Below are 13,253 nucleotides of genomic sequence, written 5' to 3' on the forward strand. Positions count from 1 at the left end.
GTTTAAGCAAATGAAAATTGATAAGAAATTATATATTATCGCAGCGGCTCTTATATCCGCTTGTTTCTGCATGGCTCAGGCGGCCGAAGATAAGCCGGCAAAGTTCTCTGAAGATGTTGAGATCAAGCTGAATTTTCAGGATGTCCCAGTTGCTGATGTTTTGGATTATCTCTCGCAGGAGGCCGGGTTTGTTGTGGTTTCTGATGTAGTGCTTACCGACCGCGTTACTGTTGTGAGCAAGCAGCCGCTGGATGCCGATGAGGTGGTTTCGCTGATAAACAGCGTGCTTGTGGATATGGATTATGCGGCGGTGAGAGTGGGCAGAACGCTCAAGATCCTTGATATAAGCAGAGCCAAATACAGCAGCATACCTGTTAGCTCCGGCAGTGAGCTTGAGGATGTGCCGGAGACTGATGAGGTGATCACGCATATCATCCCGATAAAGTATGCAGATGCGGTGAAGGTTAAGGATGATATTGCCTCGCTTATCTCCGAACAGGCTGATTTTACCTCAAACGAAGCGAGCAACAGCATAATTATCACCGATACCGCCTCAAACATCCGAAGGATTGTAAAGATCATACAGGCCCTTGATACGAGAATGGCATCAATCGCTTCGGTTAAGGTGTTTAACCTCGTGTACGCTGAGGCAGACAATACTGCCGATTTGATAAATGAAGTATTTGAGCAGGATACTCAGGAGGAGGGCAGAAGGGGGCGGAATCCCTTTGAGCGTATGATGAGATCTAGAATGGGAGACCGCGATGATAACGGCTCCAGCGGTGCGGGGGTTATTTCGCAGAATATCAAGGTGCGTGCAGCGGCAGATGAAGACACAAATACAGTTGTGGTAAGCGGGCCTTCCGATACGCTGGAGATAGTGGCAGAGGTTGTGGAAAAGATAGACAAAAACCCCGCTGAGGAGCGTTCGTTCTTTGTTTACAAGCTCAAAAATGCCGAAGCCGCAAATCTAAAAGATGTCCTTAATAATCTTTTCGAGAAGATGGAAGATTTTAATGAAGACGACAGAGAGTCTTCCGGCAGGCGCGGCAATATCCGGCGAGGGGGCTCCGGCTCGTCAGAAACCGATTTGTCTGAAGAGGTGTATATGGAGGCAGAGGAGGATACCAACTCGCTTATTATTATGACATCGCAGGAAAATTATGATAAGATTAAGCCTATTATCGATGAGCTTGATGAGCCTGTGCCTCAAGTGCTGATAAAGGTGCTTATTGCCGAGGTTGCAAGGAATGATGATTTCGAGCTCGGCACTGAATTTTCTGTTCTCAGCGGCAAAGGATTTGTGGATACCGACGGGGACGGCACAGCCGATTCGCTTCAGGCAGACAGCGAACTTTACGGTACTGAATTTCTTCCCTCAGATCTCGGCGACGGCGGGGCAGTGAAGATTCTTGAAGGCGATCTGGAGTTTGCATTCAAGGCTTTAAGCAGCATTGGTGAGATGAATGTTCTCTCAAGGCCTTATATCCTAACCAGCAACAATCAGACAGCTACGATAAACGTAGGCAAGGAAGTCCCCTTTATTACCGATACAAGAACCACCGAAACAGGCCAGACAATCAATACGATTCAGTATGAGGATATTGGAATTATTCTCGAAGTTACGCCTGTGATAAACGATGAAGGACTTGTTACTATGGATATTGCCCCGGAAATTTCAAATACAACTACAGAAACCGTGCCGATATCAGAAACCGTGGATGCTACTGTGTTCAGCAAGCGTTCTTCCGAAAGCAGGGTGGCGATACAGGACGGCCAGACAATCGTTATCGGCGGGCTTATGCAGGATGATGATAAGGAAGTGAATAAGAAGGTACCTCTGCTTGGCGATATCCCAATTCTCGGCGAGCTCTTCAAGAGCAGGGATATTCAAAAGCAGAAAACTGAACTGCTTATATTCCTCACGCCGCACGTGGCTGACAGGAATGAAAATCTAATGAAGATCTCAGAGAACGAAAAGACAAACAGCGAGAGTATCTCAGAGATCGACAGCAACCCAGCGCTCAAGAAGCATATTGAGAATATGCAGTCTCAGCCGAAACAGTGATACGATTGCAGTGCTTGGTGAATTCTGGCCGGAAGATTTAATGTTCCGGCCAGTTTTAATTCCAGCTTGGTCTTTTAAAACGCAGATTACGCCGATCTTTTTGCGCAAGCTCTTGCGAGAGTCCGTGATTGTCCGTGAGGGGTAGTGTTTATCTTTCATCGCTGCGTTAAGATTCCCCGCTTCTTGCGGAATTATTATTCCTTAAAAGACTCCCCCATTTTCCCCACTTTGAACGGTTTGGGGAATTAGGGGAAAGTTTTTGAGTTCAGGTTCACTGCATGGTGTATTATTCCTTTCTCTCTACCTGAATTCATATCCCTGAAATCCCCGAAATTCACTTTCCAGGGATATCGGGGATATCTTTTAGGCATACAGTTTAGGATTTACAAAATAAGCCTCTCTCGGTCTGCCGGCTTTATCCCGCACCTTTAATCGCTTGCGGGAAACATTCTATTGACATAATTCTAAACGGAACAATAATAGAATTTCCAGTAAGTGTACAGTGAAAGATTTAACAGGCGGAATAATGGGAAGAAAAGTGAATATACTTCTAGCCGAAGATAATCCTGCCGATAAGATGCTTTTTGAAATTGGGATCAATAAAAGCAGTCTGGATGCTCAGATTTTCTGGGTTACAGACGGGGTGCAGGTTATGGATTTTCTTCATAATGCCGGCGACTTTGCAGATTCCCCGAAGCCGGACATTGTAATATTAGACCTCAATATGCCGAGAAAAGACGGCAGGGAAGTCGTAAAAGAGATAAAAAGAAATAAACTCACAGAAAAAATTATTACTATTGTCTTTACCACATCGGACGCAGATGCAGACAGGCAGGTTTGCCTTAAGGCCGGCGCAGACAGGTTTATAATAAAGCCGCTGGAATTTGATGGTATTACTAAGATTGTAAAAGAGATCGAATCTATCTGGCTCAGCAGTCAGGCGGATGCAGGGAACGTGTAATTATCTGGAGATTCTGTTATGAAAGAGCTTTTCCAGCAGAGGATTAAAAGCGTACGCAAGAATATCTATGAGCAAAAATGTCAGGCGGGAATATTTACCTCATGGGCGAATGTGAACTATCTCACGGGCTTCCGCGGGGATGACAGCTGGGTGATGGTTACGCCGAGGCAGGTGTTCCTTCTCACGGACTCAAGATACACCGAGCAGGCAGAGGGAGAATGCTTCGGATGTAAGATCATTTCGAGGAAAGGCTCAATGATTGAGGCGGCTGGCAGGATTATCAAGAAATATAAGACTGTAAAAAATATCGCTGTTCAGCGGGATATGCCTTACGGTGCTTCTCAGGATATCGAAGAGAAATTTGGCGTTCAGCTCCACCCGATAGAGGGCGTTATCTCTTCAGTGAGGGCGATAAAAGACAAGGCGGAAATCGCAAATATCAGAAAAGCGGTTAAGATTTCAGGAAGCGTTCTGCAGGCGGCCCTAGCAGAGCTAAAGCCGGGAATTACTGAAAGCGAATTCGCAGGCCTTATCGAGTATGAAATGAGAAGGCATTCTGCAGGCAGGGCTTTCACAACTATCGCCTGCTTCGGAGCAGGCGGTTCCGAGCCGCACCACATCCCGGGAAAAAGAAAGCTTCGCAAGAACGACTATATCCTCATAGACTACGGCGCATCCTGGCAGGGCTACTGCAGCGATATAACCAGAAGCTTTGCTGTTGGCAGAGCCGGCAGGGAATACCGCAAGGCATATGAAGCGGTAAAGCAGGCTCAGAAGGCAGCAATCGATATGATAGCTCCGGGCGTTAGGATGTCGGAGGCGGATAAAGCGGCAAGAAAAGCGATTAAAGACAGCGGCTTTGATGTTTACGGACACGGCACAGGCCACGGCTTCGGCCTCGATATACACGAACAGCCCCGCCTTTCGGGCAAGAGCCCGGATGTATTCGCCCCGGGCCACGTTGTTACTGTTGAGCCCGGGATATATCTGCCCGGGAAATTCGGCATAAGGCTCGAAGATGATATTCTCGTAACAGAAAAAGGGCGGGAAATACTCTCACGAGGCGAGAAAAGCCCTGAGATGGAGATAATCAAGCTTTAGAAGTGTTTAGCGTTATCATTTTTTGAAATACAGGCCTGTCCGAACAAATGGTGCAGGCTTTTTTCTTATAGAAAATGCAGAATTTAGAAAAAATCCAGCCTCCAAGATATATAATATAAGGCTTATTGAAAGCATTTACGAATAATTTGAGTTTATATAAGGGCTATAATATGTGTTTGAAAATGCGTACAGTTTTGTTTCAGGCTTTGCTGCTTTGTGTATGCAGCGCTTTTGTCAGCGGCGAAAGGCTTTTCACAGACCCCGCTGACACTCTCGCGGGATGGACAGAAGACTCGCAGTCCTCAAATGAGGCCGGCGATGACACAGGCGGTATCAGATCTGTTGTGAAGAACGGAGAAATTGTTTTCCAGCTCAACAGCTGGTGGGACGGGGCAGAAAGCACACAAATCACGAAAAACACATCAATAGATGCAGAAGCCGGCAAAATCTACTGCCTTACAGCAGAAATCGAGAGCTATTCAGACGGCAAGCCTGTAACGCTTGCTTTATTCAATGCCGGCGCGCCCTCGGAAACTCTTGATTCACGTACCGTTTATCCTGAAACAGACGGCTTCAGGAACTTTCAGGTATGTATTGACACTGATCAAAATCCCGATATTATCGGCAAAACGATCGGGATAAAGATCAATGCCGGCTCTTGGAATAATCTGGGCATACGCAAGATTCATCTTGATACAGGGCGTCCTGCTGCTGCAGCTTTGCGGCTTTTCACCGACCCCGCAGAAACGCTCGCCGACTGGACAGAAGACTCGAAGGCCGAGAATGAGGCCGGCGATGATACCGGCGGAATAAGAGCGGCAGAAGTAAATGGTGATATGTCATTCCGCCTGAACAGCTGGTGGGATGGGGCTAAGAGGGTAAAAATAAGCAGAGCAACTGATGCAGCTTCCCGCCCGGGAACAATATACAGCCTCACAGCGGAAATCCTGAGCTACGATAACAGCGATCCTGTTGAGCTGAAGATATTCAATGCTGATAACCCTCAGGAGGTAATAGCGGCGGAAACCGTTTACCCCTCTACCCAAAACTTCAGCAGCTGCGAGGTGCGTTTTGATACGGCAGAGAATCCAGAGCTTGCCGGCAAGACACTTGGAATTGAAATCAATCCTGGCTGGTGGAGCAATTTAGCTGTTAGAAAGGTCTGCATTGAGGCAAATCCGCCTGAAGCAAACACCGTTTACTTCTCCGCTAAAGCCGCAGGGGAAGACAAATCCCTTGATTACTGGGGAACAGATCAGACTTGGATCACCAGCAATAATATGGACGCAGCATTAGATAATTTGGGCTCACTTCTCGATGTTGTGCGGATAAGCTCCAGGGTGATAGAGCCTCTCACTTACGAAGGCGGGGAGCCCAAGCTCCCAGATTCAGCCAAAAATACCATAGACAGCGCTATGGCTCAGGCAGGGCGGGCGAGCGAGGCCGATCTCTCTATAATGCTTCTTCCTACCGATGTGCACCACGAAGTGGCAGACTGGTATATCTCCGATGGCGAGATTATCCCCGACCGCTGGGTTGATGCGCTTATAGCAGCGATTAACTACGTAAACAGTACCTACGGCTATTCAATGAGCGACTGGGCATTCGTTGAGGTGTTCAACGAGCCGGATTGGGACTGGCCTGTGGCCACAAAATCTGCGATGGCCGATATAATGGCCGAATACAGGACGAGGCCGGAGCTGGATTCGATTCCGCTTCTCGGCCCTTCAACGCTCAGCTCAAACAGCTTCCAAAGCTGGTATTCCGCTACATCGCAGTACACCGATATCTGCGGTACACACGTTATAAACGGTTCGCTTGAGAGCCTAATATGGTCTTTAGACAAATCTCACGCAGACGGCAAACCGTTTCTAAACCCCGAGATTCATAATATTGTTGAGCTTATGGTGCAGGCAAACTGCTCAGACCACGGCTTCGCCGGCGAAGGCGGGATTTACTGGGGCAAGATAGACGAAACCCGAGGAATATTTTCCAAAGCCCTCAGAGGCAAACGCCTTGGCTATAAAACCCACGAGCCCACTTGGACAGCGGGCTGCGTTTACAGGGATCTCGAGAAAAGGGTATGGGCGTTCGGCGCCGGAAACGAGCGAAACGCCTTAAACAGCAGATGGAAATTCCGCTGCATGGACAGAGACGTTTTCTTTAGCGGCGAAGGGCCGATGAGAAGCTGGGAAATTGATGTTGGCTCTCATACTGAAAAACATCTGGAGGTTACCTGGTCTGACCGCTGCCCGGAATACTTCACTATGTATATGTTGAATGAGGGCAGAAATTTAAGGCTCAATGCTGAAAACGGAAACCTCGATACCGAGCCCGCTGCTTACGGCGAAGACTCTGCACGCTGGGAGTTTGTGGAGGCGGGAGCCTTCTACTATATAGACAATATAGATTCGGCCTCGAATAAGAGGCTTGCGGCCAGCTCATCAACGGGCGGGCTGATCCTAACCGATACTGATAATAATCAGGACTTCGCCAAATGGCAGCTTCTTGAAGCGGGGGATAATTACTATCTCGAAAATATCGGCCTTCAGAGGCAGGATGACCCGTGCAGACTTATCATTGATTCTTCAGGCGAGCCCGGATTTGCCGCCTCATCTGATATTTCTCAGCAAGCGGTATGGAATCTTCAGGATGGTGGGCCTGCGGGGAATACATCCCCCTCTGCCCCGTATAATTTAACTGGAGATGTAGTTGACGGCGGGATCAAGCTCACTTGGGAGCACGAGGCAAGTCCTGAATTTGCGGGCTTCAATATATACCGCCTGAAAAACAACAATCCGATAGAACAGATCACCTCTAATCTTCAGGAGCCAAATTTCATCGATACTGATGTTGTGGAGCTTGCAAGATACAGGTATTTTGCAGCAGCGGAGAATCTCTCCGGTATGCTGAGCAGCTTCAGCAATCAGGCGGTTCTTCGGCCGAGGCCTTTTGATGCCGTGGATGATTTTCAGTCCGGCAATTTCTCCGGCGGCAGCGGCTGGAACGGAAGCTGGGCAGCCTCCGGCAGCGCATCTGTTTCTTCGCTGAATGGAAATCATTCCGCCAAGGTTGCCGGCAGCGCAAGCATAACCCGTGAATTAGACCCCGAATGGAGCTGGCTGCTCAGTTTTAAGTATGATGCAGATCTCCTCGCCCCGGGCGAATGGGCAGCCGCCCAGATCTATGATTTCGCAGACCAGAGCTGGAGGCCTGTATGGACAGCGAGATACTACAACAACGGCTTAGACTCCTCCGCAGCCGCAGGCATCCCCGACGGGCTCAAGCAGGCGGAAGTGAGGCTTGCCGATTACGGCTACAACGTATCGCAGATTCGTTTCATAACCTCAGGGACAAGCCAAAACGGCTGCATATTCATTGATGATGTAAAGCTGATCAAGGAAAACTACGACGAAACAGACTCAACCTCCCCGTGGAGCGATGCTCTCGATACTACCGCCGGCTGGAACGAGGTTTCCGAGGCGCCCGACGAACCGGGCGATGACACCGGAGGAATTCAGATTATCGAAGAAGACGGCCAAATATGGATGGAGCTATACAGCTGGGGCAACGGCTCTAAACACAATATGATCTGGAAAGACACATCGGCAGTTGTCCAGCCCGATACTGAATACTATCTCAGGGTTCGGGCGAAAAATCCCGCAGGCAAAGGCATCACTCTAACTCTGCAAAACGCCGATACCAATACAGATATCGTATCTCAAAAGGTTTATCCGCCGGCGGATGAGTATGCTGATGTTTCGGTTTACTTCAGCTCAAAGTACAAAACCTCCGCAGTAGGCCATCCGCTGGCTGTGTATATCGATGCCGGCTGGTGGAACAACTGCGCTCTTCAGAGAGCTTTGATTGAGGCAAAAGAGATTTATCATACAGGCGATTTGGATCAGAGCAGATCGGTAGATATGGAAGATTTCTCTGAGCTTTCAAGCTTCTGGCAGGCAAACTACTTCCTCGAAGACCTGAAAGAAACATCGCAGGACTGGCTCAAGATAAGCGATTAGAAATTAATGTTAGAATAGCGAAGCCCGCCTTCCGCTGAATGTTACATATTGACAGGCCCTGCTTTGAACGGCAGGGCTTTTGCTTATATCAGACAGGGCTCTCAAACGCTCCTGCTTTCTTCGCTGGATTATCCTTTTCGCTGCTGCCGGTCCAATCCCGGGAACTCTAAGCAGCTCGGTTTTTCCCGCTGAATTCACGTCCACAGGGAAACTCTCGGGGTGCTGATTTGCCCATGCGAGCTTCGGGTCTTTCTCCGCCGGCATACTTCCGTCTTTGAGCAGGGGTATCTCTGAAGCCTTGAAGCCGTAAATTCGGAAGAGATAGTCTGCCTGATAGAGGCGGTGTTCCCGCAGGCGAAGCTGGTTTGCAGTTGCAGGGTTGCTTTCCCCGGGTAGATCTGGGCTGCCGAGCCCCTTCTGATACGCGCTGAAATAAATCCGGTGCATATTCATATTGTCGTACAGTCTCTGCATATAGGCCAGCAGTTCGCTGTCTTTCTCCTCTGATGCTCCCACGATAAACTGCGTGGTTTGCTTTACCCTGCTGTATCGCCCGCCGGCTGAGGTGAGCTCGTTTATCTGCTTTAAAGGCTGCACGATATCCCGCAGATAGTCCTTCCTGCTTGATAGCCTGCGGAAGTTCTCCTCGCCCGCAGTTTCAATATTCAGCGATACCGCGCTCGAGAGCGATACCGCCTTTTCGATCGCTGCTGCGCTTGCACCCGGGATAATCTTGAGATGTATGTATCCGCGGTAGCGATGCCTTTTGCGGAGGATTTCGGCGGTGTCGATAAGCCGCTGCATTGCGAAGTCTGGGCTCCTCTGCACGCCGCTGCTGAGGAACAGACCGTGCACTTTGCCTTGGCGGAGATAGTCCATAAAAACGCTGCTGATTCGCTCGGGGCTCAGGCTGAATCGCTGCCCGCCCATCACGCCGCGCAGGGGGCAGTATTTGCAGTCGTTTGTGCAGGAGTTTGTGAGGAGCGTTTTGAAAAGCAGGCTCCTGCCGCCTTCGGGAAGCGTTGCAGGGTAGATCCAGTTACCGTCGCTGCCTGGTCTGCGGCTCTGCTCCCCGCTCACATTGCACGCGCAGGCGAGGTCGTATTGGGCGTCCCTGCTCAGGAGGCTGAGCTTTTGCTCTAAGTCGGGCTTTTTGATAATAGCTGCCATAAACCAGTCCTTGTTTACTTTGCTCTATGATACCGAACATAACCCGAACAATCAAGGGCTGGATGATAATTTTTCATGATTTGCTGCGATTGCCGAAAATTTTTTGCTTTTGCTTATGGAGGTGGGGGAAATATGAAATCTTGCTGTGCGCCGGTTTACTTATATCTCAGCGCATAAAAAAAGGCGGCAAGTTATCGCCGCCTTTCTCGATAGCTGGATTAGTCTCTTCTATTAAATGACCTGCGAGGTTTTTCCTCTCTTGGAGTTGCCTCGCTGACTTTCATAGTTCTTCCTTCCAACTCGTGGCCGTTCAATTCTTCGATTGCAGTGGCAGCAGAATCATCATCGCCCATTTCAACAAAACCGAAGCCTTTGCTTCTTTTTGTTTCACGGTCGAGAATAACTCTCGCACTTACAACATCGCCAAACTCTGAGAAAACATCCTCAAGCTGGCCTGCTTCAACCTTATAGTTAAGGTTGCCGACATAGATACTCTTGCCCATTTGAATCTCCTGATAGCTACTGGGCGATGACCCGTTTCTTTCTCTTTCCGGGTCTCTTGGAAAGGGTTTACATAAACCATCAAGCTCGCATTATAGGGTTGATTGGGGTATATGCAAAACAAATATACACTAATATCAAAAAAATAACAATATTTCTTTTCAATGATGAATAAATTGATTAAAACTCAGTACAAAAAGCCATTCAGCCTTGCATGTATGGTCTGGAACGCAAAATGGTTATTAAAATACGTGTAATGGTTTTGAAACGAGGTTTGCGTTCTCTATAATCGTAAACTGTCTCAGGTAAATATGGCTGGGATTAAAGGGTTAAAGCGGTTCTGCAGTTTCTGTGCGGCCGCTTTTTTTGCTGCGAGCAGAGAGTAGATTTCTTGCCCGCGTTTTTTTGCCTGCACCGACCAACACGGACTGTTACAGATTCGCGATTATTCCCCTGCAAGAGTCCGTGAGTGATTGTGAGAGTCAGTGAGTATTTCTTTTCCGATTTCCGCCGGCCAATCTTACATCTTGAAATGGAGGGGTTTCTCAGTATAATTCCATGTCTTATATTTATGGCCGAGTGGCGGAATGGGCAGACGCTGGGGATTTAAAATCCCCTGACCGAAAGGTCGTGTGGGTTCGAGTCCCACCTTGGCTAAATAGCCCCTTTTTGCCCTGTTTTGCAGAGAGGGGCTTTTCTTTTGCAAACTCTTGCAATCACAAGGGTTTACATCACTGCTTCCTTTGCCTTCCTACGTTTCCTTGCAACTGCTTACAGCGGATTTGTGCAGACTTTTTTGCAGACTTTCCTCGGCAGGTCTAATCACTTCACAGGCTTCAGAAATCCGGTTACTCTCCTTCCGAGACGCCAGATTAACAGGCCGTTCAATGTTCCCTCAGAGGCCTTTCCGAGGATGCTCTGGAATGTGCCTGAAATACCGCCCGGGATGTTTTCGGAAACAGATTCCATAAATCTCTCTGTAGATTCCTCCAATGCGCCGGAGATATAGATGTTGATAATGCTGAACGAGAGCATAATGAGGCTCTGTCCGGCAGCTGGGCGGAGGTTGTAGATTCGGATCAAGTCCTGCGTCATCGAAACGCAGACATATATCACCATCGCCTGATCAACAAAAGACACTGGTGAGGCGGCCGTTGCAGCTCCGGCCTTCAGCGAATACCGGCTCACAACCCTCGCCGCAGCTTTGTCCAGAGTGCTCTGGAACATACGTTTGTATTCATTCAGCCATTCTGTATCGCTGAGCGGCGTGTTCTCGTCAAGCAGGCGGTCTCTGGCTTTTGTAAGTGCGTGAATATCTTCCTTCTTCAGTCCTGAGGCGATAAGCTCATCTGTTTTATCCCGCTTCAGGGGATAATCGTTTAAATACTGCTGAAGCTCTCTGCGTGCCTCGGCCTTTCGTTTTCTTGCAGCCTTTTGCAGTTCAGTCCGCTCGGAGAGCGTATTAAGCGCCCGAACGTTTATTCCCTTTGAGGTTTTTAGTTTGCCTGTGAAAAAAAGAAGACGGAGTATGCTGAAAAGAATCAGCAGTGAGAAAAGGCCGAAGAGGCTCAAAAGCGAGATCCTCAGGATTTCAGAGCCCTGAGTGAGCTGATTGAGCTCGTTCAAGAATGCGCAGCCTTGGCTTATTATCAAAAGCCCGCAAACGCCCGCTGCAATCAGAAGTATGAGAGTGAGGATTTTTTTCAGGCCAGCGGGGAAGCGGAAGAATCTGGTGAACCTTTCCAGCTCTCGCAGCTTCCTCTCAAACTGCTCCTGCTGCTCGCTTTCGCTTAGCTGCTGTTCATCTTCAAGAACGCCCGCCTGCTCTTTGATAACCTTGATATCCTCAGCCTCCTGCTCGGGCATACCGAGCCCGTCATCCCCCGGGCGGTATTGCTCATTTTTTTCCTGCTGAGGCTCTTCGCTTGTTTCAGGCTGCGAGCCTTGATTTTTTTGAGTCTGCTGCTGTTCACTTTTCTTTTTGCTGAAGTCTTCGGAGAGCGGGTCTCCGAGATTGTCATTTTCTTCGTACATTTTTTAACCCTTCAATTTGCAATAAAATCGAATACAGCATCAAGATTGATATGCCTTGGGGGTTTCTGCGTGTTCTTCGGCACTTCCGGAAGCAGGGCCTTGAAGCGGTAGTCTCCCGGCTGCCAGCTGTCCGGCCAGTTCTCCGGCAGCCTTGGCACTTCGAATTCTACAATCTGCTTTTCGGGGTTGTTTCTCGCAGGACGTCCTCGAAGGGTATAGGGCTTTTCTCCCTTAACGCTCGACTGACACGCACTGCATACAAACCAGCGGTATTCAGCCTCGGGAACAATCTTGCGGGCTTTGCTTGTAAGCTGCCTTAAGAGCCCTTCGGCTGTGCCGTTTTCGATATCATCGTTGTAAATCATATCGGCCTTGGAAGCCGCAAACGCGACTTTCTCAAGCGGACGCTGCCAGAATTTTATCGTGCTTGCCAGTTTTCTTCCGATTGATGAGTCTGGGCGAAGGGTCTGGAAGAGGTCTTGGAGGATCTGCCGATTATCATTATACTGCCCAACGCCTCCTGCAAGCAGGGTTGGCAGGTCTATCAGCACAATCAGCTTCCTGCACTTCCCGAGCTCTCGGTACAGCGGCATCACCACATTTCTTCTGTACAGCCTGAAATTCTTGTGCATTCTCTCTGCGTATTCGGGATTTTGCTCACAGTATTCTCTGCTCAGCGGAACGAATTCGCTGTCAAAATCCAGCCCGGAAGCTCGCTGAGAGGCAAGCTCGTTAACAGAGCCTTTTTTTGCCGTTATCCCTTCTTTGCTCAAGAGAAACGTGGAGGGGGTAATCAGCGGCTTGAAATTCAGGATAAGCCGGGCGAGGGTAAGCTTGTATTCGAAGATTATCTCCTCCAGCGGGGCGCTTGGATTTTCAAGTATTTCAAAATACCCTCTGGCATCCTCAAAAAGGGATTTGTGATTTTTCAGATGACTTAGAATATGTTCAGACCACTTCCGGTAGTCTGGTACTGCAGCGATCGCGCTGTCTGCAATGCGCTCGCCCGGGAAGTCAAAGAAATTCAGCCTTTGCTTCCAGAATTTCCAGTCAGAACGCCAGTATTCACAGCTGTAGCAATAAGCGTCTGAGGTTTTCTCAGGCCAGCTTCCCCGCATAGCGAGAAAATCTCGGTATCTGTCCAGCGGGAACTGGCGGATAAAGTCAGATCTCGTTCTCAGCTCTTTGAATGCCTCGATCTTCGAATTGCCGGCAAATGAGAAGTCTGCCTGATCAAATTCTTCGAGCTGGGCGAGCAGGGATGTGAGAAACACCGTTTTTCCGCCTCTTGCTATTCCTGTAACCGCTATGTTGTCATTTTTGCTGAGAATCTTTTTCATATATGGAGCAATCAAACTGAAAGAATAATGCAAATCCGGAGGCTTCTCTGAGCCTC

8 protein-coding genes and 1 tRNA gene are annotated in these 13,253 nt (G+C 48.8%); 5 read left to right on the forward strand and 4 right to left on the reverse strand.

The window, feature by feature from the left end; all coding sequences use genetic code 11:
• The first annotated feature begins 10 nt into the window (after window positions 1–10).
• From gspD to STSP1_RS09915, 4 genes are all read left to right on the forward strand, one after another.
• Window positions 11–2,068 (forward strand): type II secretion system secretin GspD, encoded by a 2,058-nt coding sequence (gspD, locus tag STSP1_RS09900; RefSeq protein WP_161491706.1) that lies wholly within the window; start codon window positions 11–13, stop codon window positions 2,066–2,068.
• A 526-nt stretch (window positions 2,069–2,594) separates the two neighbouring features.
• Entirely contained in the window at window positions 2,595–3,029 is a 435-nt protein-coding gene (locus STSP1_RS09905; protein WP_085756187.1) for a response regulator, read from the forward strand.
• Between the two features lie 18 nt (window positions 3,030–3,047).
• Window positions 3,048–4,130 carry a M24 family metallopeptidase gene (locus STSP1_RS09910; RefSeq protein WP_085756188.1) on the forward strand — a complete coding sequence of 361 codons (1,083 nt, stop codon included), beginning with the start codon at window positions 3,048–3,050 and terminating at the stop codon, window positions 4,128–4,130.
• A 170-nt stretch (window positions 4,131–4,300) separates the two neighbouring features.
• Entirely contained in the window at window positions 4,301–8,152 is a 3,852-nt protein-coding gene (locus STSP1_RS09915; protein WP_085756189.1) for a hypothetical protein, read from the forward strand.
• A 9-nt stretch (window positions 8,153–8,161) separates the two neighbouring features.
• Here STSP1_RS09915 and STSP1_RS09920 read toward each other — a convergent pair whose 3' ends face one another.
• Together STSP1_RS09920 and STSP1_RS09925 are read right to left on the reverse strand one after the other, a co-directional pair.
• Window positions 8,162–9,322, reverse strand: a complete 1,161-nt coding sequence (locus tag STSP1_RS09920) for a radical SAM protein (protein ID WP_085756190.1) — start codon at window positions 9,320–9,322, stop codon at window positions 8,162–8,164.
• Window positions 9,323–9,540: 218 nt separating this feature from the next.
• Window positions 9,541–9,825 carry an RNA recognition motif domain-containing protein gene (locus STSP1_RS09925; RefSeq protein ID WP_085756191.1) on the reverse strand — a complete coding sequence of 95 codons (285 nt, stop codon included), beginning with the start codon at window positions 9,823–9,825 and terminating at the stop codon, window positions 9,541–9,543.
• 571 nt (window positions 9,826–10,396) lie between these two features.
• Between STSP1_RS09925 and STSP1_RS09930 the strand changes: the two genes are divergently transcribed.
• A tRNA-Leu gene (locus tag STSP1_RS09930) sits at window positions 10,397–10,480 on the forward strand.
• 165 nt (window positions 10,481–10,645) lie between these two features.
• On the opposite strand, the gene STSP1_RS09935 is transcribed toward STSP1_RS09930, so the two are convergent.
• On the reverse strand, window positions 10,646–11,857 hold the full coding sequence (locus STSP1_RS09935; protein ID WP_085756192.1) for a DUF697 domain-containing protein: 1,212 nt from the start codon (window positions 11,855–11,857) through the stop codon (window positions 10,646–10,648).
• An 11-nt stretch (window positions 11,858–11,868) separates the two neighbouring features.
• Window positions 11,869–13,197 (reverse strand): YcjX family protein, encoded by a 1,329-nt coding sequence (locus tag STSP1_RS09940; RefSeq protein WP_085756193.1) that lies wholly within the window; start codon window positions 13,195–13,197, stop codon window positions 11,869–11,871.
• Between the last annotated feature and the right edge of the window lie 56 nt (window positions 13,198–13,253).

The sequence above is a fragment of the Sedimentisphaera salicampi genome (genome assembly GCF_002117005.1).
Lineage (GTDB): Bacteria > Planctomycetota > Phycisphaerae > Sedimentisphaerales > Sedimentisphaeraceae > Sedimentisphaera > Sedimentisphaera salicampi.